22 protein-coding genes are annotated in these 24,765 nt (G+C 57.6%); 19 read left to right on the forward strand and 3 right to left on the reverse strand.

Going from position 1 to position 24,765, the window contains the following annotated elements; all coding sequences use genetic code 11:
* Nucleotides 1–19 precede the first annotated feature (19 nt).
* Together dnaN and dnaA are read right to left on the reverse strand one after the other, a co-directional pair.
* Nucleotides 20–1,123, reverse strand: a complete 1,104-nt coding sequence (gene dnaN / locus BM036_RS09305; protein WP_091850790.1) for a DNA polymerase III subunit beta — start codon at nt 1,121–1,123, stop codon at nt 20–22.
* A 45-nt stretch (nt 1,124–1,168) separates the two neighbouring features.
* Nucleotides 1,169–2,650 carry a chromosomal replication initiator protein DnaA gene (gene dnaA, locus BM036_RS09310; protein ID WP_091850792.1) on the reverse strand — a complete coding sequence of 494 codons (1,482 nt, stop codon included), beginning with the start codon at nt 2,648–2,650 and terminating at the stop codon, nt 1,169–1,171.
* A 663-nt stretch (nt 2,651–3,313) separates the two neighbouring features.
* Between dnaA and rpmH the strand changes: the two genes are divergently transcribed.
* The 8 genes from rpmH to BM036_RS09350 all read left to right on the forward strand — a co-directional run bounded on the left by rpmH (nt 3,314) and on the right by BM036_RS09350 (nt 11,666).
* Entirely contained in the window at nt 3,314–3,448 is a 135-nt protein-coding gene (rpmH, locus tag BM036_RS09315) for a 50S ribosomal protein L34 (RefSeq protein WP_008172542.1), read from the forward strand.
* Between the two features lie 13 nt (nt 3,449–3,461).
* The gene (gene rnpA, locus BM036_RS09320) at nt 3,462–3,845 is read left to right on the forward strand and encodes a ribonuclease P protein component (RefSeq protein ID WP_091850794.1); all 384 of its coding nucleotides are present in this window, start codon (nt 3,462–3,464) and stop codon (nt 3,843–3,845) included.
* 5 nt (nt 3,846–3,850) lie between these two features.
* Nucleotides 3,851–4,108, forward strand: coding sequence for a membrane protein insertion efficiency factor YidD (gene yidD, locus BM036_RS09325; RefSeq protein ID WP_091850796.1), 258 nt, complete (start codon nt 3,851–3,853; stop codon nt 4,106–4,108).
* A gap of 4 nt (nt 4,109–4,112) precedes the next feature.
* Nucleotides 4,113–5,816 (forward strand): membrane protein insertase YidC, encoded by a 1,704-nt coding sequence (yidC, locus tag BM036_RS09330; RefSeq protein ID WP_091850797.1) that lies wholly within the window; start codon nt 4,113–4,115, stop codon nt 5,814–5,816.
* A 72-nt stretch (nt 5,817–5,888) separates the two neighbouring features.
* Nucleotides 5,889–7,259: a tRNA uridine-5-carboxymethylaminomethyl(34) synthesis GTPase MnmE gene (gene mnmE / locus BM036_RS09335; protein ID WP_091851020.1), complete on the forward strand. Its 1,371-nt coding sequence runs from the start codon at nt 5,889–5,891 to the stop codon at nt 7,257–7,259.
* Between the two features lie 118 nt (nt 7,260–7,377).
* Nucleotides 7,378–9,609, forward strand: a complete 2,232-nt coding sequence (locus tag BM036_RS09340; RefSeq protein WP_091850799.1) for a TonB-dependent receptor domain-containing protein — start codon at nt 7,378–7,380, stop codon at nt 9,607–9,609.
* A gap of 145 nt (nt 9,610–9,754) precedes the next feature.
* Nucleotides 9,755–10,447, forward strand: a complete 693-nt coding sequence (locus tag BM036_RS09345) for a DUF2959 domain-containing protein (RefSeq protein ID WP_091850801.1) — start codon at nt 9,755–9,757, stop codon at nt 10,445–10,447.
* Between the two features lie 163 nt (nt 10,448–10,610).
* Nucleotides 10,611–11,666, forward strand: coding sequence for a cytochrome-c peroxidase (locus BM036_RS09350; protein ID WP_091850804.1), 1,056 nt, complete (start codon nt 10,611–10,613; stop codon nt 11,664–11,666).
* Between the two features lie 78 nt (nt 11,667–11,744).
* Here BM036_RS09350 and thpD read toward each other — a convergent pair whose 3' ends face one another.
* A complete protein-coding gene (thpD, locus tag BM036_RS09355) occupies nt 11,745–12,677 on the reverse strand; it encodes an ectoine hydroxylase (RefSeq protein WP_091850806.1) in 933 nt (310 codons plus the stop codon).
* A gap of 212 nt (nt 12,678–12,889) precedes the next feature.
* Between thpD and BM036_RS09360 the strand changes: the two genes are divergently transcribed.
* The 11 genes from BM036_RS09360 to BM036_RS09410 all read left to right on the forward strand — a co-directional run bounded on the left by BM036_RS09360 (nt 12,890) and on the right by BM036_RS09410 (nt 24,762).
* Nucleotides 12,890–13,468: a DUF3833 domain-containing protein gene (locus tag BM036_RS09360; RefSeq protein ID WP_091850809.1), complete on the forward strand. Its 579-nt coding sequence runs from the start codon at nt 12,890–12,892 to the stop codon at nt 13,466–13,468.
* 27 nt (nt 13,469–13,495) lie between these two features.
* Nucleotides 13,496–14,587 (forward strand): efflux RND transporter periplasmic adaptor subunit, encoded by a 1,092-nt coding sequence (locus tag BM036_RS09365; RefSeq protein ID WP_091850812.1) that lies wholly within the window; start codon nt 13,496–13,498, stop codon nt 14,585–14,587.
* 3 nt (nt 14,588–14,590) lie between these two features.
* Entirely contained in the window at nt 14,591–17,743 is a 3,153-nt protein-coding gene (locus tag BM036_RS09370; protein WP_091850815.1) for an efflux RND transporter permease subunit, read from the forward strand.
* A 405-nt stretch (nt 17,744–18,148) separates the two neighbouring features.
* Nucleotides 18,149–20,035, forward strand: coding sequence for a tRNA uridine-5-carboxymethylaminomethyl(34) synthesis enzyme MnmG (mnmG, locus tag BM036_RS09375; RefSeq protein ID WP_091850818.1), 1,887 nt, complete (start codon nt 18,149–18,151; stop codon nt 20,033–20,035).
* Nucleotides 20,036–20,047: 12 nt separating this feature from the next.
* The gene (rsmG, locus tag BM036_RS09380) at nt 20,048–20,710 is read left to right on the forward strand and encodes a 16S rRNA (guanine(527)-N(7))-methyltransferase RsmG (RefSeq protein ID WP_091850821.1); all 663 of its coding nucleotides are present in this window, start codon (nt 20,048–20,050) and stop codon (nt 20,708–20,710) included.
* 2 nt (nt 20,711–20,712) lie between these two features.
* Nucleotides 20,713–21,507 (forward strand): ParA family protein, encoded by a 795-nt coding sequence (locus BM036_RS09385; protein WP_091850824.1) that lies wholly within the window; start codon nt 20,713–20,715, stop codon nt 21,505–21,507.
* Between the two features lie 55 nt (nt 21,508–21,562).
* On the forward strand, nt 21,563–22,435 hold the full coding sequence (locus BM036_RS09390; protein WP_091850826.1) for a ParB/RepB/Spo0J family partition protein: 873 nt from the start codon (nt 21,563–21,565) through the stop codon (nt 22,433–22,435).
* 227 nt (nt 22,436–22,662) lie between these two features.
* Entirely contained in the window at nt 22,663–23,055 is a 393-nt protein-coding gene (locus tag BM036_RS09395) for an ATP synthase subunit I (RefSeq protein WP_091850829.1), read from the forward strand.
* Nucleotides 23,056–23,071: 16 nt separating this feature from the next.
* Nucleotides 23,072–23,926, forward strand: coding sequence for a F0F1 ATP synthase subunit A (gene atpB, locus BM036_RS09400; RefSeq protein WP_091850832.1), 855 nt, complete (start codon nt 23,072–23,074; stop codon nt 23,924–23,926).
* 52 nt (nt 23,927–23,978) lie between these two features.
* The gene (atpE, locus tag BM036_RS09405; RefSeq protein WP_091850834.1) at nt 23,979–24,206 is read left to right on the forward strand and encodes a F0F1 ATP synthase subunit C; all 228 of its coding nucleotides are present in this window, start codon (nt 23,979–23,981) and stop codon (nt 24,204–24,206) included.
* Nucleotides 24,207–24,291: 85 nt separating this feature from the next.
* Complete coding sequence (locus tag BM036_RS09410; protein WP_091850837.1) at nt 24,292–24,762, forward strand: F0F1 ATP synthase subunit B; 471 nt, start codon at nt 24,292–24,294, stop codon at nt 24,760–24,762.
* Nucleotides 24,763–24,765 lie beyond the last annotated feature (3 nt).

Below are 24,765 nucleotides of genomic sequence, written 5' to 3' on the forward strand. Positions count from 1 at the left end.
AAGTGCGCTCGCGCGGCTGCTACAATCGCATCGGCATGACGACGTAAAGACTGCGGCTATCACTGTCCGACTCGATCAGTGCACTACTGTTTGGATTGGACAATGTGATCCGTACCTGATCATCATCCAGGGCATTCATGACATCCACAAGGTAGCCCACGTTAAACCCGATCTGAAGCGCTTCTCCCTGGTACTCAACCGAAAGCGCATCTTCCGCCTGTTCCTGGTCCGGGTTATTGGCGAACACTTCCAGTTTGTCCGGGGACAAATGCAGGCGAACACCACGGATATTCTCGTGGGACAGGATGCCCGCCCGTTGCAGGGTATTCTTGAGTGTCGAGCGGTCAGCCAGCACGACCTTGTCACCACCGCGGGGAATCACACGGTTATAGTCCGGGAACTTGCCCTCAATGAGCTTGGAGGTAAATGTATAGCTTCCTACCGTAACCCTCAGATGGTTATCTCCGATCACCAGGGTTGCCGGCGCCTCGACGTCATCCAGCAAACGGGCCAGTTCAAGAACACCCTTGCGGGGCACAATGACCTGTCGATCTTCGTCAACGCCGGTCGCCATATCGAAATGGGCCATCGCCAAGCGGTGTCCATCGGTCGCTACCGTGCGCAGGAATTCGGGAGAAACCTCCAGCAAAAGGCCGTTCAGGTAGTAACGAACGTCCTGCTGTGCCATGGCAAACGCAGTCGCTTCCAACATCCGGCCCAGCTCTTTCTGGGGAACATCCAGGCGTACACTGGCCTCCTCATCTTCAACGTTGGGAAAGTGCTGCGCCGGCAGGGTTGAAAGCGTAAAGTGACTGGCGCCACAACGAAGATGAAGGCGGTCACCCTCCAGGGCAAGCTCGATGGGAGCTTCATCTCCCAGGGCCCGACAGATATCCGACAGTTTCCTGGCCGGCACGGTAATCGCCCCGGGCTGGTCTACATGAACCGGCGTTACCCTGGCCACGAGCTCCACTTCCATATTGGTGCCTGTGAGGGTCAGGTGATTGTCCTCGGCAACCAACAGGACGTTGGAAAGCACTGGCATGGTCTGCTTGCGCTCCACGACACCGGCGATGGACTGGAGTGGCGTGAGCAGGGCTTCTCGGCTGATGGTCAGTTTCATGTCACTCAACGTTCCTGTGGCTGTATTCCGATCATTCACTCAACGTCAGCTGGTCAGCAGACGCATGAAATTCTGATAATCCTCCCGGATGCCCGGGTCACTTTCCCGCAGCTCAACAATCTTCTTGCAGGCATGCAGGACGGTGGTATGGTCGCGGCCACCAAAGGCATCGCCGATTTCCGGCAGACTGTGATTGGTGAGTTCCTTGGACAGCGCCATAGCCATCTGCCGGGGCCGGGTAACGGTACGGGTCCGGCGCTTGGACAACAGATCCGCCACCTTGATTTTGTAGTACTCCGCGACCGTGCGCTGGATATTGTCGATACTGACCTGCTTTTCGTGGAGCGCAAGCAGGTCCTTAAGGCTCTCCCGGATAAAGGGCGGCGTTATCTCCGATCCGGTAAAGTGGGCATTGGCAATCACCAGGCGCAGTGCCCCCTCAAGCTCCCGCACATTGGAGCGGATTTTCTGGGCGATAAAAAAGGCAGCCTCGCTGCTCAGTCGCACCTTGGCCTGCTCGGCCTTCTTCATAAGGATGGCCACACGGGTTTCCAGCTCCGGCGGTTCCACCATGACCGTCAGCCCCCACCCGAACCGGGACTTCAGGCGCTCTTCCATGTCCGTAATTTCCTTGGGAAACCGGTCACAGGTAACGATAACCTGCTGCCCACCTTCCAACAAGGCATTGAAGGTGTGGAAAAACTCCTCCTGGGAGCGCTCCTTGCGGGCAAAGAACTGGATATCATCAATCAGCAATGCATCAACCGAACGATAGTAGCGCTTGAACTCATTAATGGCGTTCAACTGCAACGCCTTGACCATGTCCGCGACGAAACGTTCGGAACGCAGGTACGCGACCTTGGCCCCTGGATTTCGACGAACGATCTCGTTTCCGATGGCGTGCATCAGGTGGGTTTTACCAAGGCCAACCCCACCGTAGAGAAACAGGGGGTTATAGGCACCACCAGGGTTTTCTGCCACCTGCATGGATGCCGCCCGGGCCAGTTGGTTCGACTTGCCTTCAACGAAGGTATCGAAGGTGAATCCTTCGTTGAGAAAAGACTGGTGTTTGATGTCTCCTTCCACCTGGACAGACGAACGTTTCGGACTGGACGACGGCACCGACGCAGCCACCCCTTTCTCTTCCTCGGTAACGGGACCGGAATTGTCCTCACCGACCGGAATTGAGCGAGGCACCTGACCCGTTCCGGACGTCACAGCCGCGCGGGCCTTGGCCGCAGTTACGCCGCCAACCCCCTCATTGCCTGGCCCCGACAGTTTCGAGGCGGAACCAACTTTCATGTTTACCCGGGGTGCCTGCCCCCCTTCCAGATCCTTGATCACCTCTTCTATACGACGCAGGTATTTCTGGTTGACCCAGTCCATCACGAATCGGTTAGGGGCAAAGAGCACCAGGTTGCCCTCATCCAGCTGCGGCTGAAGCGGTCTTAGCCAGGTATTGAACTGTTGTGCCGGAAACTCATCCCGGAGTACTTCAAGACATTGATGCCAGATACTCTGCGGCACGACCGCCTGCCTCCGATGCTGATGGATCAGAAATGGGATACGCCTGCGTTTCGACGAATCACGGGACCGGAAATTCTACCCCTCCACTGCCCTCAGGAAAAGCCCGAAACTTGCGACCATGAACACCCTGTGGAAAGTTTTCTCTTTTTTTATCAATTTTTTACAATCTTACACACACGGTTGTGTACAGAAAATCAGTTGCAAATACTTATCCACAGATACCTGTTCACCACCTGTCCGCAACCCTGTTCACCAACACGGGACGAATCCGGGATAAGATCGATTTTTCGGCATCGGACGACTTTTCCCCATTTCATACTGTCTTCATCCACAGCCTCCAAGCCCACCTACCTACAGTCTTACCCATAGTTCAGTTTGTTGATTTAGGGCCCTTTTCCTTACCTGTCCACAGAAAAGCTGGTGCCTAATAACAGTAATTACAGAAAAGATTTAAAAGAATCAGAAAGACCTATTTAAGTTATTACCGAATCCGCCAGGCATCCCCGGACTACCCTCCGGCTTCTCACTGCCAGAGCTCTGTCAAACCCCAACCGGAAAGCATTGAAATCCCCTGACGATTTGCTTAGAATGCCGCTCCTGTTTTGACTGTTCATTTTGCAGCCAATTACTGCAGATCAACCACCGATTTATGAGAGCGTAATCATGAAAAGAACGTTTCAACCGAGCGTCCTGAAGCGTAAGCGTGTTCACGGTTTCCGTGCCCGCATGGCCACAGCCAACGGCCGCAAGGTGATCTCACGTCGCCGCGCCAAAGGCCGCGCACGTCTGTCAGCCTGATCCGGATTTCAGTGTGGGGGATCACTCGTTTCCCAAGACGTCCCGTTTGCTTCGACCTGCAGATTATTCAGGCGTTTTCAACGACGTACAGGTGCGAGTACCCCACCGGCACTTCCTGATTCTGGCGTCCCCGAATTCCCTTGGGCGACCCAGACTCGGTCTGATTTTCTCGAAACGGAATCTCAGGCATGCTGTTCAGCGAAACCGGGTCAAACGCCTGGTCAGAGAAACCTTTCGTCATCGTGACGATCTGGGTTCCCTGGACATTGTCGTTCTCGGCCGCCAGAACCTGGCAGGTCAGGACAACCAGGTCCTGCACCGCGCACTGAACGACATCTGGCAAAAGCTGGCCAGGAAGTCACCTGGTAACGATACCGGTCTGAACCGGTCAGGATAGGCACTATGCGATCTCTCCTGGTCATCCCCATCCAAGTCTATCGTTACGCCATCAGTCCGATGATGGCCAGTCACTGCCGCCATATCCCCAGCTGTTCTACCTATGCACTCGAAGCTATCGAAACCCATGGCTCGTGGAAAGGTGCTCTGCTGACAGCACGCCGACTGTCACACTGTCATCCCTGGGGCACACACGGATATGACCCGGTGCCCGGTACAGACCGGTCCACCACACCAATAAAAGCCAACCCAACTGCAGACTAAGTTTATGGACATTCAGCGCATCGTATTATTTGCCGGTCTTGCCATTGTCAGCTACCTGATGGTTCTTGCCTGGAACGAGGATTACAACCAGCCTGCCGAGCCCGTCGCTGTCGAGGAGCAAACTGCCAACCTGCGCGATGCCGCCACCGATGATGAAATGTCCCTTCCTGACAGCAGTGGCTCAACAGACAGCGCCACCGTTGATGAATTCTCTGCTCCGGGTGACGCTACCACCGCAACTCCTTCGGACCTTTCTGCAAGTGACCGCGTGGTAACGGTGAGAACCGACGTGCTGGAACTGAAGATTGATCGTATTGGTGGCAATCTGGTGGAAGCGTCTCTGCTGGACTACGATCGAACCCTCGATAGTGCAGAGCCTCTTCGTGTACTTCAGACCTCGGATAACCGCACCTATTTCCTGGAAAGCGGGATGATTGGTCAAAATGGGTTCGACAGTCGCCGCAATGGTGAGCCTCCGGTCTATCAGGTCGACAACCGTGAAATCACCCTTGAGGATGGCCAGGATTCCCTCCAGGTTGATCTGAGGTACCAGACCGAACAAGGTATTGCCGTTATCAAGCGCTATAGCCTTTCCCGGAACAGCTATGAAATCGATGTGGAATACCTCATCGACAACCGTTCCGAGCAACCCTGGCAAGGCAACTTCACCGGCAAGATCGTGCGCGATGAAGCGCCCGACCCGACCGCACAGAACAGCATGGGCATCCGTGCCTTCCTGGGCCTGGTCATCAGCTCACCGGAAGATCCCTACGAGAAGTTTGATTTCTCCGACCTGGAAGATGATCGCATCAACCAGCCTGTGACCAATGGCTGGCTGGCGTTTTTGCAGCACTATTTCATTTCCGCCTGGATTCCGCCACGGGACCAGACGCACCAGTTCCAGACCACCCGTCGTGGTAACCTCAATGTGATGGGTTTTGTCAGCCCGGCCACTGTCATTGAACCCGGCGAGACCGGGCGTGCCGGCGCCCGTATCTACGTCGGTCCGAAAATTATCGAACGCCTGGAAGGCGTGGCGCCGAACCTGGACCGCACCGTCGACTTCGGCTTCCTGTTCTTTATTTCGCTGCCACTGTTCATCTTCATGGACTGGATCCACAGCCTGGTCGGCAACTGGGGTGTGTCCATCATCCTGCTTACTGTGGTGGTGAAGGCCGTCTTCTTCAAACTGTCTGCAACCAGTTACCGCTCAATGGCTCGTATGCGGGCGGTGGCACCACAGCTGACCCGTTTGCGTGAACTCTACGGCGATGACCGTCAGCGCATGTCCCAGGAAATGATGGCCCTGTACAAGAAGGAGAAAATCAATCCTCTTGGTGGCTGTTTACCCATCCTGGTGCAAATGCCGGTATTCATTGCCCTGTACTGGGTACTGTTCGAGAGTGTGCAGCTGCGCCATGCCCCGTTCATGTTGTGGATCCAGGATCTGTCCCAGATGGACCCCTATTTCATCCTGCCGATCCTGATGGGTGCGAGCATGATGTTGCAGATGCACCTGAACCCGACACCACCGGACCCCATGCAGGCCAAGATCATGAAGCTGATGCCGATTATCTTCACCGTGTTCTTCCTGTGGTTCCCGGCCGGTCTGGTACTGTACTGGCTCACCAACAACATTCTGTCCATTGCCCAGCAGTGGTACATTACTCGGAAGATCGAGTCAGAGATGGCGACACGAAAGGCCTGACAGGCCGGGTCTATGTCACCAACAAAGCGGGGCTCCTCAGGGAGCCCCGCTTTGTTTGTATCGGAGGAAAGCGTGCAAGGTATAACTGAAACCATCACAGCGATTGCCACGGCACCCGGCCAGGCGGGCGTCGGTATCGTGCGTGTCTCCGGCCCGGGCGTCAGGGCCATTGCTTCGTCAATTCTGGGCTTTGAACCAAAACCCCGGTACGCCCACTACGGTCCCTTCCTCGACAACAACGGCCAGCTGATCGATGAAGGGATTGGTCTGTTCTTCCCCAATCCGCACTCCTTCACCGGCGAGGATGTGCTGGAACTCCAGGGCCATGGCGGCACAGTCATCCTCGACCTGCTGCTCAGGCGGGTCTGTGAACTGGGGGCACGCCTGGCACGTCCCGGGGAATTTTCCGAACGGGCCTTTCTCAATGACAAGCTCGACCTGGCGCAGGCCGAAGCGATTGCGGACCTGATCGAGAGCAGTTCCGAGCAGGCAGCAAGGTCTGCCGTGCAATCGTTGCAGGGAGTCTTTTCCCGCCGGATCAACGAGCTTGTGGATTCGGTCACCCATCTACGCATTTATGTGGAAGCGGCGATCGATTTTCCTGAAGAGGAGATCGACTTCCTCGCTGACGGCAAGGTTGCGGCCGACCTGGAACAGATTCTGGCGGACCTTGAGAAGATCCTTGCGGAGGCCCACCAGGGCAGCCTGCTTCGTGACGGTATGAAAGTCGTCATCGCGGGACGCCCCAATGCCGGCAAGTCCAGCCTGCTCAATGCCCTTGCCGGCCGGGAAGCGGCCATCGTCACCGCCATTGAGGGTACAACCCGGGATGTTCTGAGGGAGCATATCCACATCGATGGTATGCCGCTGCATATCATTGATACCGCCGGCCTGCGTGATAGCCCGGACGAGGTGGAACAGATTGGCATTGCCCGGGCCTGGGAGGAAATCCGCCAGGCTGACCGTATCCTGTTAATGGTGGATGCAACCACCACGGCAGAAACCGAACCCCATGCCATCTGGCCGGACTTTATTGACCAGTTGCCAGATAGTGCACCGGTAACGGTCATCCGGAACAAAGTGGACCTTTCCGGGGAAACCGTGGGCATCTCCGCAGAACCCCATGAATCGGCGCCGGTTATCCGACTTGCGGCCAAGTCGGCGGAAGGGCTTGAGGTATTGCGGGATCACCTCAAGCAGTGCATGGGCTTTGCTACGACGACGGAAGGCGGCTTCCTCGCGCGGCGTCGTCACCTCGATGCCCTGGAACGGGCGCTTACCTCCCTCAGGACGGGACAGGAACAATTGCAGGGTTATGGTGCCGGTGAGCTGTTGGCGGAAGACCTCCGTACCGCCCAGGATGCCCTGGGTGAAATCACCGGGGCCATGACCTCGGACGACTTGCTGGGCAAGATCTTCAGTAGTTTTTGCATCGGCAAATAGCTCGTGACATGTGCCATTAAATAGCACGCATCGTCCCGGAATCTGACCTGTTAACCTTAATTAATAATTATTATCATTTGCTCCTGAAAATTGATCCAGACATCATTCAGGAGCCACCATGTTCACTCGACCTTCTCTTCTGGCAAGCGCTGTCGCGTTTGCTACCTCGGGTATCAGTCTGCAAGCTACCGCCCAGCCAATAGAACTTGATGAACTGGTGGTTTCGGCCTCTGGTTTCGAGCAGAAGGTCACCGATGCCCCTGCAAGTATCAGTGTCATCACTCAGGAGCAATTGAGTTCCCGGGCGTTCAGCAATATTGCGGAAGCGCTGGACGGCGTTGAAGGCGTCGACATTCGCCAGGGGACTGGAAAAACCGGTGGCCTGAACATCAGTATCCGGGGGCTGCCCAGCGAATATACCCTGATTCTGGTTGACGGCCGTCGTCAGAACACCGGCGGCAATGTTACTCCCAATGGTTTCGGTGAAACCGCCACCAGCTTTATACCACCCCTGTCTGCGATCGAACGGATTGAGGTAATCCGCGGCCCGATGTCGACCTTGTACGGCTCTGATGCCATGGGCGGTGTGATTAACATCATTACCAGGAATGTCGCTGATGAATGGACCGGCTCCGTTACCGTTCAGCAAACCCTGCAGGAAGATCGCGAATTCGGTAACGACACCACAACCGAGTTTTTCACCACCGGTCCTTTGGTCGAGGGCATGCTGGGACTGCAGGTTCGAGGCCGTGTTTATGATCGTGGTGAGTCAGATTTGCGGTTCGAGGACGGTAGCATTGTCAACCGACGGGGAGCTGCTCCCGTTGAAGGTCGTACTTATAGCATCGGCTCTCGTCTGACCCTGGCGCCGACCAGCAATCACGATCTGTATCTGGATTTTGAGCGTGGCCGTCAGGTGTATAACAACGATGACTGTCAGTTGGGAAATCTCGATGGGTATGAAGGTGGCAGTAACACGGCGGGCTGTCTGGATGTTGATCCGGACAAGATTAACGGCTACGACGATGAACTGCGTTTCTACCGCGATCAGGTAGCGCTCGGCCATACCGGTCGTTTCCAACTCGGTACGTTGACCAGCACCCTTACCCATAACAAGACTGAAACGCTGGGCCGGACCATTCCTGGTACCCGGGGTGATGCCTATGCCGCGCCATTCGATTACATGGTCGCAGGTGACGAACGTACCCTGGAATCCAGGGACCTGGTGCTGGACAGCAAGTTCGTCACCCCGCTGGGTGAGTCGCATATCGTTACCGTGGGTGGTCAGTACTGGGACGCGGAAGTGACCGACGGTATTGCCGGTGAAGACTTCGAGCGCACCTCCTGGGCCGTATTCCTGGAAGACGAATGGAGCCTGACCGACGACCTTTACCTGACTCTCGGTGCCCGGCACGAAAAATACGATGGTTTTGACGGCCAGGTCAGTCCGCGGGCCTACCTGGTATGGAACCCTCTGAGTCAGTGGACGTTCAAGGGCGGTGTCAGCCGTGGTTTCCGAGCGCCGTCGGTGAACGATCTGCACGATGGCATCTCCTCCGTCAGTGGTCAGGGAAGCACGATTGCATTCGGTAACCCGGATCTGGAGCCGGAAATTACCACTAACACCGAGTTGGGCGCGTACTACGACAACCTGGACGGTTTTAAGGCCAATGTGACGGTCTTCCATAACCGCTTTAAAGACAAAATCGATTCCGGGACTCCGATCCCCAACTGTTTTGCCGAAGACGATCCTGGTCTCCCCGGCTGCATCAGCTACGGTCCAGGCTTTACTCAGGAAGACTTCACACAACAGATCAACATAGGCAAAGCCGAAACCCGTGGAATCGAACTGGGTAGCAGCTGGCAATTTGCGCCCGAGTGGAGCGTGTCCGGTAACTACACATTCACTGATAGTGAACAGAAGAGCGGAGAGAACAAGGGCGCCCCCTTGACCAATACTCCGGAACACCTGGTGAATGCTGCCATTAACTGGCAGGCGACCCCCGCTCTGGATCTGTGGTTCAAGGGGGAATACCGCAGCAAGCGTGAGCGTTTTACCGACAAGTACGAGAACCTGTCCCCGGCAAACAAGCTGATCGACGATCAGGTTGGCGATCTGAAAGGCTATTCCGTATTCCACCTGGGGGGCTCCTACCAGGCAGCCGAGAATATTACGTTGAATGCAGCCATCTACAATCTGTTTGACAAGGACTTTACGGAAGGCGAGCGCTACCTCAACGGGAACGGGGAGGAGGCCTTCGTTTCCAGCTACATTCAGTCTGGCCGTTCGATTGACGGTACGATTGAAGACGGCCGCAGGCTATGGCTGTCAGCAACGGTGGGTTTCTGAGGGTTCCAGGCAACCTGAGACCAAAGATGCAGAGCAAAGGGGGCGGCCTTCGGGCTACCCCTTTTTTGTTTCAGTGTTCCATGTTTCCCCTCCATGCCCGGGCACGCTAGCATAGCTGGACATATCCCCCTACTGGAGTCCGTTCATGTTCCCAGCGGCGTTCATCCCTTTCCGTTCAAGTACCGTCCTTGGTTCAATTCGTCCCACGGTGGCGCTGTGCTTGCTGCTTGCCCTGACCGGTTGCAGTACCGTGTATTACAACACCATGGAAAAACTGGGCTTTGAGAAACGAGACATACTGGTGGACCGGGTCGAGAATGCCCGGGATTCGCAGGACGAGGCGCAGGAGACGTTCCGTTCATCCCTGGAACGGTTTCAGAGTGTGGTGGATACACCGGATACACCCCTGAAGGAGAAGTACGAGGAGGTTCGGGATGCCTATGGCGATAGCGAAGCAGCAGCCGAAGATGTACGCGACCGGATTGACTCCGTGGAAGACGTGGCTGGTGCCCTGTTTGAAGAGTGGGAGGATGAACTGGGTCGTTACGAAAGCCAGTCCCTGCGTCGTTCCAGCGAACAGAAACTTGTGGAAACCCGCCGCCACTACGATCAGTTGATGGCCCGGATGCACGATGCTGAAGACCGGATGGAGCCGGTGTTGCAGGCATTCGAGGATCAGATGCTGTTCCTCAAGCATAACCTCAATGCCCAGGCCATTGCTGCGCTGGAGAGTGAGCTCGGCCGGATCCGGCAAGATGTGGACTCCCTGATCCGGGAGATGGAAGACGCCATTGCCGAATCTGACGCGTTTATCCAGCGTTTTCGTGATCAGCAATAGTGGTAACTGACTAAAACGGTTCGATTAAGGGGCTTGGCAGCCCCTTTTTTGTGTTAAGTCAATTTTCCCGTCGATACGGGTTGAATCCCGTTCTGGAGAACCCGGGGCATTGCTACTATGTTTATGAAACCTTGGTAATGGTCCGGGAAGAGGGAGAGCTGCAATGAAACTATCCACCGCTATAATGCTGACCGCGGGACTCATGACCGGGGCCCAGGCTGCCCTGGCTAACAGTGAATTGAGAGACCGTGCGTCGACCATGTTCAGTGCCGTACCCAAATATCCACCTGTCATTGACGGCAACGAACTCACTGCTGCCAAGGTTGAGCTGGGCAAGATGCTGTTCTTTGAACCGCGCCTGTCCTCCAGCCACCTGATCAGCTGTAACACCTGTCATAACGTGGGTATGGGCGGCCATGACTACCTGCCGACCTCCATTGGTCACGGCTGGCAGAAAGGGCCACGTAACTCTCCCACCGTGTTTAATGCGGTGTTCAACAGTGCCCAGTTCTGGGACGGCCGTGCCGCTGATCTGGCTGAACAGGCCAAGGGCCCGGTTCAGGCCGGTGTGGAAATGAGCAGTACCCCGGAACGTGTGGTAGCAACGCTGTCATCAATGCCAGAGTATGTCGAGCGTTTCAAAGATGCCTTCCCGGGTGAGGAAAATCCGGTGACCTTTGACAATATGGCCACTGCCATTGAAGCATTTGAAGCTACGCTTATCACACCAGACGCAGAGTTTGACCAGTTCCTGAGGGGCAATGACAGCGCGCTCAACGAGGAAGAGCAGGAGGGTCTGGCCCTTTTCATGGACAAGGGCTGTGCCGCCTGTCATGGCGGGGTCAACTTCGGAGGTGAAGGTTACTACCCGTTCGGGCTTGTTACCCGCCCGGGTGCAGAAATCCTGCCGGAAGGGGACAAGGGTCGGTTCGCAGTCACCGAAACGGCCTCTGACGAATATGTTTTCCGTGCTGCGCCCTTGCGGAACATCGAGCTGACCGCCCCTTACTTCCATTCCGGCGCAGTCTGGAGCCTGGAAGAAGCGGTGGCCGTGATGGGGACTGCCCAGCTTGGTACGGAGTTGAGTGATGACGAAGTACAGTCCATCGTCGCGTTCCTGAAAACGCTGACCGGTGATATCCCGGAAGTCCGTTATCCGGAACTGCCGCCGAGCACTGACGAAACGCCGCGTCCGGCACCCATGTCGGCCCTTAATTAAAGGCAGTGAAAGAAACAGAAAGGGGAAGCCTGCGGGCTTCCCCTTTCTGCGTTTACGGGCGTGTGGTGGCCCGGGTATTCAGCAGGTTCGGCGCACGTCCTCGCGCACCGGCTGCAGCGCGCGGGTATTGGTGCGGTTCCCCAGGAAGTCCGGACGCGGCTTGTTGCCACAGAATGGCTCCACCAGCTGGTTCTCCACACTGTTGAACACGAAGAACAGGTTACTCCGCGGCCAGGGTGACATATTGGCGTTGGAGGCATGGAGCGTGTTGCACTCGAAAATGATCAGCGAGCCGGCAGGGCCGGTGGGTGCCTTGATGCCACGGGCATCTGCCATCTTCGCCAGGTCCCGGTCGTTGGGTACACCCAGTTCCTGTTTTTTCAGGGAATGCTGGTAGTTGTCCTCCGGAGTGCGACCGACGCAGGGGACGAACTTCTTGTGGGAGCCGGGGATCAGCATCAGGGGACCATTGAAGGGCGTGTTGTCGGTCAGGGCGATGGAGAAGCTGACCGCACGCATACGGGGCATGCCGTCCTCAGTGTGCCAGGTTTCGAAATCCGAGTGCCAGTCAAAGCCCTTGCCATGGAAACCTGGCTTGAAGTTGATCCGGGACTGGTGAATGTATGCCTCACTGCCCAGCAACTGGTGCACCATGTCCAGAATCTCGGGGTCCCGGGTTAGCCGATCAAAGCGCTCGGATAACTCGTGCACACCAAAAACAGACCGGATTTCCTGCTTGCCGGGTTCGGTGATGGTGCCTTCCGCACGCAGGATATCTGGGTCATTTTCGTAGTCCCGCAGGTCCTGGCGGAACCGGGCGACGGTTTCCTGGTCGAGGAAGTTCGGGAAGGCGAGAAAGCCGTCCCGCTCGTACCGGGCCAGGTCGGTTTCACTCAGGGGACCGTGGGTCCGGACGGCGCCGGTGCTGTGCACCACCGGGTCAAGGCGGTCAAATGACGGGGTTGGGCGTTCAAGGCGACTGGGGTATAGATCCTGAGAACGAGTTTCCATATTCGAACCTCCTTCCAGTAGGACTCGATGACTCAACTCACGCAATGAATACGATTAAAATCCTTTAAAAATAGAAAGTTGCAGATTTGCCGGGATGGCATTTGGTATCTATGGATGATGCTCCGCAGTTTCAAGGCCCGTTAGTCACGACAGAACCGGCAACCGGTGCGGGTCGTATGTCTTCGCAATCAGCCGGTTGGAGTGTAAAGGTTATGCAAACCCCTGTTTTTGCGACACGTAGTGGTGGTTTCGGTCACCGTATCTGGGTATTTTTGACGGTACTCATTCTTGCCGGTTGCGCCAGTCCGTCCATTGACGACTACAGCAATCGTGCACCTGAGCTGGTTCCGGATCAGTTTTTCCGGGGATCGCTGATCGCCCGGGGAGTGGTCAAGGACTTCTCGGGTGAAGTCATTCGTACCTTTGATGCGGACATCCAGGCCCGCTGGGACGACGCTGGCGTCGGTACCCTGGACGAAGTGTTCCGGTTCGACGACGGCGAGGTCGACACCCGGGTCTGGACCCTCACCCCGGAAGACGGTGGTTACCGTGCAGAGGCCGGGGACGTTGTGGAGCCGGGCTTCATGACCTGGCGCGGCAACGCCCTCAACATGAATTATGTCCTGCGGGTACCGTATGGGGACGGCACCATTGATGTACGCATGGATGACTGGATGTACCTGGTGACACCGGACACCCTGATCAATGAGACCGCCATGAGCAAGTGGGGCATACCGGTGGGAGAAGTCGTGCTGGTCATCAGGCGCACCGGTGATACGGATAACAACTGAAACTGATGTAAACAGGTAGTCGTTCCTATGTGGAAACAGTGGCTGACCGCCATCGTGCTGGTGGCAATTGCAGTGGGTGGCGCCTGGATCTGGCGCTCCATGGACTCCGGGACCGGTGCCGAAGAAAGTACCCAGTCCTCCGCCAGTGCGGTGAACGTGGTATCGCCGGAACGGGATATGGTCCGTGACCAGGTCAGCGCAGTGGGCAGCCTGCAGGCACTGGAGGCAGTGGAACTCACCACCGAAGTCAGCGGCCGCGTGGTGAAACATAACCTGGCGGCCGGCCAGCGTGTGGACAAGGGCGAGCTGCTGCTGCAACTCGATGATCGCCAGGCTACGGCGGACCTTCGTGTTATCGAATCACAGCTGGCCGACGCCCGTCGCCAGTTCGAGCGTGCCAACCGGCTACGTTCCAACAACAGTATTTCCCAGTCCCAGGTGGACGAGTTGCGTACCGCGGTGGACGTGGCCCTCGCCGAGCGGGAGGCTGCCCGTGTGCGCCTGGAGAACCACCGGATTGTCGCTCCCTTCAGTGGCGTGCTGGGTCTATCGGACCTGAGCGTGGGCGCCTATGTGACGCCCGGTACCGCCATCACTACGCTGGATGCAACGGATCAGATGGAGCTCACCTTCTCGGTACCGGAACGCTTCCTGGGGCAGGTGTCCCTGGGCCAGGTGGTCCGCGGTAACTCCCCGGCGTGGCCGGAGGAGATATTCCATGGCGAGCTCGTGGAGCTGGGCACCCGCATCAGTGAACTGAGCCGGTCCCTGCCAGTGCGGGCTCTGATTGATAACCCGGAAGGCCGGTTACGCCCCGGCCAGTTCATGTCCGCAAGCCTGACCCTGCGCGAGCGCGAAGCGTTGGTCATTCCGGAACAGGCGGTGCTGATTCGGGGTGACGACAAGTACGTGTTTCTCGCCGAAGACGGCGTAGCCCAGCGTACCCGGGTAACACTGGGCTCGCGCATGCCAGGACTGGTGGAAGTGGTCAGTGGTATCAGCGATAGTGACCGGGTGATTATTACCGGCCAGGATCGCCTCAGCAGCGGCGACCGGGTGGAAATCAAGGATGAAGGCAACGCCATACCGGATAACCGTTTCCAGGCCATGGAGTCCTGATCCATGGTGCTGTCCGATGTGTCCATCAAGCGACCGGTCTTTGCCACGGTACTCAGCCTGCTGATCGTGGTGTTCGGGGTTGCTGCCCTGCTGGATCTGCCGGTGCGGGAATACCCCGACATCGACCCTCCGATCGTCTCCATATCTACCGATTACACCGGCGCGGCTGCGGAAGTGGTGGATACCCAGATTACCCAGATCGTAGAAGGTGCGATCAGTGGCATCGAAGGCATTCGTTCAATCGAGTCCTCCACCGAACAGGGTGAATCCCGCACCAGTATTGAGTTCAACATCTCCCGGGATGTGGACATCGCCGCCAACGACGTACGTGATGCCGTATCCCGTATTGCGGATCAACTACCGGAAGAAGCCGACGCCCCGGTCGTCCAGAAGGCCGATTCCGATGCCCGGCCCATGATGTGGATAACCCTGCGCAGTCAAGTCTGGGACAGCGCCGAGCTGAGTGACTTCGCGGACCGGGTTTTGGTCGACCGCCTGTCAGTGCTTGATGGCGTGGCCGATGTGCGTATCGGGGGTGAACGCCGATATGCCATACGGGTATGGCTGGACAGGGACCGGCTCGCCGCGCGGAATATTACCGTGGCGGAGGTGGAGCGGGCCTTGCGGGCCAATAATGTGGAGTTACCGGCGGGGTCGGTGGACTCGTCCACCCGTAACTTTACGGTACGTGCCGAGGGACGCCTCAGTGACGTGGAACAGTTCCGTAACCTGGTCGTGCGCCGTGATAACAACGACCTGATACGGCTAGGTGAAGTGGCTAACGTGCAGATGGGCGTGGAGTCGGATGTCAGTCGCCTGCGGGCGAACGGTGAAACCGCCATAGGCATGGGCGTTATTCGCCAGTCCAAGGCCAATACCGTGGCCGTCTCCGATGCCGTGCGGAAAGAACTGGTGAATATCCGGGAAACCCTGCCGCCGGAGGTAACCATCGCCGAGAGCTACGACGAGTCCATTTTTATCCGGGCATCCATCCGGGAGGTCATCACCACCCTGGCCATTGCGGTGTCCCTGGTGATCCTGGTGATTTTCCTGTTCCTTCGTTCCTGGCGGGCCACGCTGATTCCCGCGGTGACCATACCGGTAGCCGTTATTGGCGCCTTTATCGGGCTGGGTTTCCTGGGCTTCTCCATCAACGTGCTCACCCTGCTGGCCATTATCCTGGCCATCGGCCTGGTGGTGGATGATGCCATCGTCATGCTGGAGAACATCCAGCGTCGCATCGACAACGGTGAGCCGCCATTACTGGCATCGTTCCGTGGCGCCAAGCAGGTGGCCTTTGCCATCATCGCAACCACGCTGACCCTGGTAGCGGTGTTTATCCCCATATCCTTCATGGGCGGCAACATCGGCCGCCTGTTTGCCGAGTTCGGTTTCACCCTGGCCGCAGCGGTGGTCTTCTCCAGCTTCGTCGCGCTGACCCTGGCCCCCATGCTTTGCTCCAAGTGGTTGCGGCACAGCCCGGAATCCGCTGAAGGCCATCGGCTGTGGGCGGCAAGCGAGAAGGCCCTCAACGGCCTGACAAACGGATATTCCCGGCTGCTGCGTTTTTCCCTGCGCCAGCCCGGGCTGATCATCGGCCTGGGCCTTGCCGGTCTGGTCGTGGCCGTTGTGGTTTTCCCGAAGCTGCCCCAGGAGCTGGCACCTATTGAGGATCGTGGTGTGATTATCATGCCGACCGACGCACCCCGGGGGTCGACGGTCGAGTACACTGACCACTACGTTCGCCAGGCGGAAGAGAGACTGCTGCCCTACCTGGACGAAGGCATTGCCAACCGGTTGCTGTCCATCGTCGGTTTCCGGGATGAAGAGGACAATGCTTTCATGATCATGGGCCTGGAGGAATGGGACCAGCGGGATGTAAAGCAGCAGCAGATCACCAGCGAGATCCGTAACAAGCTGTCCGATATTTCCGGGGTGCGGGTAATTGCGGTCAATCCGCCGGGTCTTGGCCAACGGGGGTTTAACCAGCCGGTAGAGTTCGTGGTAGCGGGGCCCGACTATGATGCAGTCCAGCAATGGAGTGAGGAAATCGTCAGCAAGGCGAAGGAAAACCCCCGGCTTCTCAACGTTGATACCGATTTCGAGCTGACCCGTCCGGAACTGCGAGTCACCATTGACCGTGAACGGGCAGCGGACCTGGATATCACCGTGGAGGATGTGGGCCTGACCCTGCAGACCATGCTGGCGTCACGCCAGGTGACGACCTACCTGGACCGGGGACAGGAATACGATGTGATCGTCCAGGCTACGGATGCGGACCGGGCGACACCGTCCGACCTGAGCCAGATTTTTATGCGGCCGAGGGAGGGTGGCGACCTCATCCCCCTGGCAGCCCTGGTAAATATGGAGGAGATCGGCGCCAACCCGGATCTGCGCCGGATTGATCGCTTGCCGGCGGTGGTCATCAGCGCCTCGTTGGCGGATGGCTACGACCTGGGCAGCGCCCTGAATTACCTGAACAACCTGGCAGCTGACAACCTGCCCCCGGAAGCCCGGATCAGTTACAAGGGGCTGAGCCAGGAGTTCCAGGAGTCCTCCAATGCTATCTACCTGACCTTTGGCCTGGCGTTCATCATCGTCTTCCTGGTGCTCGCGGCCCAGTTTGAAAGCTGGATTCACCCCCTGATCATCATGCTCACGGTACCCCTTGCGGTCACCGGCGCGTTGATGGCCCTGTACTGGTCAGGCATCAGCCTGAACATCTACAGCCAGATCGGCATCGTGATGCTGCTGGGCCTGATGGCCAAGAACGGGATTCTGATGGTGGAGTTCGCCAACCAGTTGCGGGATCAGGGCTATAACGTGCGGGATGCAATCCTGGAAGGCTCGATTCTGCGCTTCCGGCCAGTGCTGATGACCACCATATCCACGGTGTTTGGTGCGGTGCCCCTGGTGATCGCGACCGGCGCCGGTGCAGAGAGTCGCGCCGCTATTGGTATGGTGATCCTTGGTGGCCTGGTGTTTGCCACTACCCTGACCCTGTTCCTGATTCCCGTGCTGTATGACCTGCTTGCCCGGTTTGCCAAGTCGGCTAACGCGGTTGAGAGGGAGCTGGAGCAGGAGGAACAAGCGGAACGGTCTGGCGGTAATGGCGCCTTTTCAGCTGCCCAGAGCCCGGAACGGCCCATCGAATGACATCATGGCATATCTTGCTCATCTTCGGGCTGGATGTGCGGTACTTTGACGTGTCGGTGGGTTCTTGTCTCAATTAACCCGGAATTCTGTGGATAAAATCATGGATAATCTGGGAATGAACTTTTGATAAATTCAAATTTTATCTTTAAAAACAATAAATAAGAGGTTTAAAAGTTCCATTTTTGAGCTTGTCGTTCTGTGGATAACTCTCTTGAAAAGTTTTGTGAACAGTTTTTTTCAAGCCCATGAATTACCGGGATAATTAGGTAAATTCACGTACCTCAACCAAGCCGCCCTCTACAATCCCGTCCTGTCTGGTTAAAATTTACCCACTGACACTGCAAAGCCATTGCACTTGCAGGTATACTGCCCTGCTGATTTTTTCCCCGCTTTCGAGGTGATTCTGTGGATTTTCCGACCCGTTTCGACGTCATTGTCATTGGTGGTGGCCATGCCGGTACCGAGGCCGCCCTGGCCGCGGCCCGCATGGGCTCGCAGACACTGCTGCTGACCCATAACATCGAGACCCTGGGCCAGATGTCCTGCAACCCGGCCATTGGTGGCATCGGCAAGAGCCACCTGGTCAAGGAAATCGACGCCCTCGGCGGCGCCATGGCGAAGGCGACGGACCACGCCGGCATACAGTTCCGTGTACTTAACAGCCGCAAGGGTCCGGCGGTGCGTGCCACCCGCGCCCAGGCTGACCGGGTGCTGTACAAGGCGGCAATCCGTGAGATCCTGGAGAACCAGCCCAACCTGATGCTGTTCCAGCAGGCTGCCGATGACCTGGTGGTGGAAAACGACCGGGTGACCGGGGTGGTTACCAACACCGGCATTCGCTTCAATGCAAAAACCGTTGTGCTTACCACCGGTACCTTCCTGGGTGGCGTTATCCACATCGGCATGCAGAACCATGCCGGCGGTCGTGCCGGCGATGCGCCCGCCAATGCGCTGGCAAAACGTTTACGGGAGCTGCCCTTTAACGTCGGCCGCCTGAAAACCGGCACCCCGCCCCGCATTGACGCCCGCACGGTGGATTTCTCAGTGATGGACGAACAGTGGGGTGACAACCCGACGCCGGTGATGTCCTTTATGGGCTCCCGGGACCAGCATCCCCGTCAGGTATGCTGCTACGTCACCCGCACCACTGCCGAAACCCATGACATCATCCGCAGTGGCTTTGACCGCTCGCCCATGTTTGCCGGTGAGATCGAAGGCGTGGGTCCCCGGTACTGTCCCTCCATCGAGGACAAGGTGAATCGGTTTGCAGACAAGGACTCCCACCAGATCTTCGTGGAGCCGGAGGGGCTGAATACCCACGAGCTCTATCCCAACGGTATCTCCACCAGCCTGCCGTTTGATATCCAGATTGCGGCGGTGCGTTCGATCCCGGGTTTCGAGAACGCCCATATTACCCGTCCGGGTTATGCGATTGAGTATGATTACCTGAATCCCCAGGATCTGCGTCATACCCTGGAGACCAAGTTTATTGGCGGCCTGTTCTTCGCCGGCCAGATCAACGGCACCACCGGCTATGAAGAGGCTGGCGCCCAGGGCCTGCTCGCGGGTCTGAATGCTTCCCTCCAGGCCCAGGACAAGGAACCCTGGTATCCACGCCGGGACGAAGCCTATATCGGCGTACTGGTGGACGACCTGATCACCATGGGCACCTCCGAACCTTATCGCATGTTCACCAGCCGCGCGGAATACCGTCTGATCCTGCGCGAAGACAACGCCGACCTGCGACTGACCGAAGCCGGTTATCACCTGGGCCTGGTGGATGAGGCGCGCTGGTCGCGCTTCAATGAAAAACGGGAGGCCATCGCCATTGAGCGCCAGCGCCTGGAAACCACCCGTATCCATCCGGACACGGATCAGTCATCGATCGCTGACGGCTACCTGAAGCAGCCAATGAACCGGGACAATACCCTGGCGGAGCTGCTGCGTCGGCCGGAGATCAGCTATAGCGAGATCGCCGAGATCGGCGGTCAGCGTGCCGGCGCCGATGACGTTGAGCAGCAGGTGGAGATTGAGATCAAGTATGAAGGCTATATTTCCCGGCAGGAGGATGAGATCGAGCGCCTGCGTCGGAACGAGGAAACCCGCCTGCCGGATGACTTTGACTTTGATGCGGTGGGTGGCCTGTCTAACGAGATCCGCCAGAAGTTGAAAGACGTGCGCCCGGAAACCATCGCCCAGGCCTCCCGCATCCAGGGCGTAACCCCGGCCGCGGTCTCCCAGTTGCTGGTGCACCTGAAAAAGCGGGATCTGCTCCGCAAGCAGTCGGCCTGACGGAGGGCCGGCATGAGCGAAGCATTATGGCAGTGGCAATTGTCCGATGGACTGGCCGCCATGGAACTGGACTTGTCCACAGGCCAGCAACAACAACTGCTGGCCTTTCTGGCGCTGCTGAACAAATGGAACCGGGCGTATAATCTCACTGCTGTGCGGGAGCCCCGCCAGATGGTGCCCCGGCAATTGCTCGACAGCCTGACCCTGGTGCCCTTCCTCAGCGCGGACCGGGTACTGGACGTGGGCGCGGGCGGTGGCCTGCCGGGGATTCCCCTGGCGATTGCCTGCCCCGGGCGTCAGTTCACCCTGCTGGACAGTAACAGCAAGAAAACCCGCTTCCTCACCCAGTGCAAGCTGGAGCTTCGGCTGGATAACGTTGAAGTGATTCATGGTCGTGCCGAGGATTGCGAGCTATCGCAACGGTTCCGGCAAATTACCAGCCGGGCCTTTACCGCACTGCCCAACCTGGTGACCTGGTGCGCAGACCTGCTGGCGGGTGACGGCCAGTTCCTTGCCATGAAAGGTCAGTTCCCGGATGATGAAGTGTCTTCCCTGCCAGCAGGCTGGCAGCTGGCCGAACACCATCGCCTGGACTACCCGGGCTGCGATGGCGAGCGCCATTTGCTGGTGATCAGCCGGATATCGGCACCACAGGATTCCACAACAGGAGGCTAGCCATGGCTCGCGTTATCGCCGTGACCAACCAGAAAGGAGGGGTCGGCAAGACCACCACCTGCGTCAATCTGGCGGCCTCCCTGGCAGCCACCAAGCGCCGTGTACTGTTGGTGGACATGGACCCCCAGGGGAATGCCACCATGGGCAGTGGCGTGGACAAGAATGGTGTGCAGCTGTCCGGCTATGACGTACTGACGAAACGGGCCGGTGCTAGCGAGGTAATCGTGTCGGTGGAAAACGGCGGCTTCGACCTGCTGCCGGCCAATGGCGATCTCACGGCGGCGGAAGTGGAGCTGATGAACGAGATCGGCCGCGAACACCGGCTGCGGCTTTGTCTGAATACCATTCGTGAAAACTACGATTACATCCTGATCGACTGTCCGCCTTCCCTGAATCTGCTGACCGTGAATGCCCTGTCCGCTGCAGATACCGTGCTGATTCCCATGCAGTGCGAGTACTACGCCCTGGAGGGCCTGGCGGCCCTGATGAACACGATCGAGCAGATCCAGGAAACGGTGAACCCGGACCTGCAGATCGAGGGCATCCTTCGTACCATGTACGATCCCCGCAACAGCCTGACCCTCGACGTGTCTGGTCAGCTGTCGGAATACTTCGGCGACAAGGTCTACAAGGCCGTGATCCCCCGCAATGTCCGGCTGGCAGAAGCGCCAAGTTACGGACTGCCCGCCCTGAAGTATGACCGCGCCTCCAAGGGTGCGGTGGCATACCTGGCCCTGGCCGGTGAGATGGTTCGGCGCCATGGCAGCCGCAAGACGACGGGCAGCGTTGCGGTGTAACATAGGGCGCTTTGACGACCGACGAATTCTTCATTGTGGATAAATGACAACGACCATGGCGGCAAAGAAACGAGGATTGGGTGAACGGGGTCTCGGTGCCCTGCTGGCGAACTCCCGGGTGAACCTGGAAGAGGAACCCCGCAGCCACGATGGCGAACTGCGGGAGATTCCCATCGACCTGATCCAGCGTGGCCGCTACCAGCCCCGCCGTGATATGGACCCGGCTGCCCTGCAAGAGCTGGCGGACTCCATCCGGCAACAGGGTATCATGCAGCCGGTGGTGGTCCGCCCGGTCCAGGAAGGCCGCTATGAGCTGATTGCCGGCGAACGCCGCTGGCGTGCTGCCCAGCTTGCGGAACTGGACCGCATGCCCGCGATTGTCCGTGAAGTGCCGGACGAAGCTGCCATCGCCATGGCGCTGATCGAAAATATCCAGCGTGAAAACCTTAACCCCATCGAGGAAGCCTTTGCCCTGCAACGCCTCCAGGACGAGTTCGGGCTGACCCAGGCAGAGGTCGCAGAAGCGGTCGGCAAGTCACGCACCACCATTACCAACCTGTTGCGCCTGATTGGCCTGTCTGAAGACGTGCGTATCATGCTTGAGCATGGCGACCTGGAGATGGGGCATGGCCGCGCCATGCTGTCACTGCCACCGGAGCAGCAACTGCAGGTTGCCCGGCAGGTCGTCGCAAAGTCCCTGTCCGTTCGTCAGACGGAAGCGCTGGTGCGTCGGATACAGAGCGAAACACCCGGAAAGAAGCCCCGTAAGGGCGCCGTTGACCCCAACATCCGGGCGTTGCAGGATGACCTGGCCGAACGTCTCGGCGCCCGGGTCTCTATCGATCATGGCCAGCGAGGCAAGGGTAAACTGGTTATCGAATACAGTTCGCTCGATGAACTGGATGGAATCCTGGGCCACATCCGCTGATCGTCATTTTATTTTGCCGGCTTTGCACTTCCCTTTTTGAAACAGGTTTTCATATGGAATACCACATCTCGTGATAAGAAGTGGTATCAGGCACAAGTTGTGTAAATCGCGTCAGAAGGGCGCCTGAAGTGGCCAAAAAACCACCAGATTTTCGCACTGCCTGAGTTGAACAGCTTTCGGTTAACACATATAATTCCCGCGCTTGGAATAGCGGCAGGTTTTCAGTCATGGCAAAGTCCGGACATCGTCTTAACCGGGTGCCGCTGCTCCGCTGGCTGGTCATTGAAACGACAGCCATCGTTGTGATGGCCCTCTTGTGGGCCACTCAGGGTGTTCTGGCCGGTTATTCCGCCCTGGTTGGCGGTCTTATTTTTCTGGTGCCAAACACCTGGTTTGCCTACCAGGTTTACAAGGTTGAAGGGGCACGGAACATGTCCCGGATGGTAGGTAACCTGTTCAGGGCGGAGTCGATCAAGATCGCCCTTACCGCAGTCTTTTTTGCGGCCGTTTTCAACTTGATGGAGCCGATCCATGTGCCGGCTCTGTTATTCACTTTTGCTGTGATGGTTGTGATGGGCGCAGCCCTGCGCTGGTTCATGCGGCCAAAACCACAGCGATGACTGGACGAGAAGCAGTATGGCAGCTGATACCCCAGTAGATTATATAAAGCACCACCTCACCAACCTGACCTATGGCAAGTTGCCTGAAGGCTATGAGCGTGCGGACGGTTCCGTGGTCGAGGAGACCACCTGGACCATGGCCCGTACCGCCCAGGAAGCTGCAGACATGGGCTTCATGGCCGTGCATGTGGATACCATGGGCTGGTCTATCGCCATGGGCGTGCTGTTCCTCGGTCTGTTCCGCTTTGCCGCGAAGAAGGCCACATCCGGCCAGCCTGGCGGCCTCCAGAACATGGTTGAGATGACCGTCGAGTTTGTTCAGGGCATTGTCCGTGACGTCTTCCACGGCAACAATCCTCTGATTGCACCGCTGGCGCTGACCATGTTCGTGTGGATCCTGCTGATGAATACCCTCAAGCTGATCCCGGTCGACTACATTCCGACTATCGCCCATGCCATGGGGCTTGAATACTTCAAGATTGTTCCGACTACCGACCCCAATGGCACTTTCGGTATCTCCATCGGTGTGTTCCTGTTGATCCTGTTCTACAGCTTCAAGGTCAAGGGTCCGGGTGGCTTCCTCAAGGAACTGTCGTTCACGCCGTTTAATCACTGGGCGCTGGTGCCCTTCAACCTGGTGCTGGAACTGCTCGCGCTGATCATCAAGCCGGTCAGCCTCGCACTGCGGCTATTCGGTAACATGTACGCCGGTGAGGTTGTGTTCATCCTTATCGCTCTGCTACCACTGTGGATCCAGTGGACGCTGAACGTGCCCTGGGCGATCTTCCATATCCTGGTTGTTACCCTGCAGGCCTTTATCTTTACAACGCTGGCTGTGGTCTACCTCAGCGCAGCACACGAAGACCACTGATACATTTTCAATCAATAACCCTTAACCATCTGAGAAAACTGAGGAGCCTTCAATGGAAATGGTATTTATCGCAGCTGCACTGATCATCGGTCTGGGTGCCCTGGGCGCTGGTATCGGCTTTGGTCTGCTGGGCGGCAAACTGCTCGAGTCCACTGCACGTCAGCCGGAAATGGCTAACCAGCTGCAAACCAAGACCTTCATCATGGCCGGTCTGCTGGACGCGGTACCCATGATCGGCGTTGGTATCGCGATGTACCTGATCTTCGTTGTTGCTGGTTAATTTCGGCCGTCAAGGACGGGCGCCAGAGACCGGCGCCCGATTTTACGGACACCAGGACGCAACGAATAGCTAGAGGTATATTGCCGTGAATATAAACCTTACGTTGATAGGGCAATCGATTGCCTTCGCTATTTTCGTCTGGTTCTGCGTCAAGTACGTCTGGCCTCCGATTACCGAGGCCATGAACGCACGCCAGAAAAAAATAGCCGATGGTCTGTCTGCTGCAGACCGCGCTTCGCTGGACCTTGAGCTGGCTCAGGAAAAGGCCGCCCAGGAACTGCGCACCGCGAAGGAAGAAGCCGCTGCCCTGATCGAACAGGCCAACAAGCGGGCAAGCCAGATTGTCGAAGACTCCAAGAGCGAGGCTCGCACCGAGGGTCAGAAACTCATCGATCAGGCCCATGCTGAAATCGAGCAGGAACGTGTCAAGGCGCGTGATGCCCTGCGGGCTGAAGTGGCTGCCCTGGCCGTCGCCGGCGCCGAGAAGATCCTGGAAAAATCTGTCGATGCCAACGCACACAGCGAGATGCTGGACAAGCTCGCTGCCGAACTTTAAACG

Source organism: Marinobacter segnicrescens, assembly GCF_900111555.1.
Lineage (GTDB): Bacteria > Pseudomonadota > Gammaproteobacteria > Pseudomonadales > Oleiphilaceae > Marinobacter > Marinobacter segnicrescens.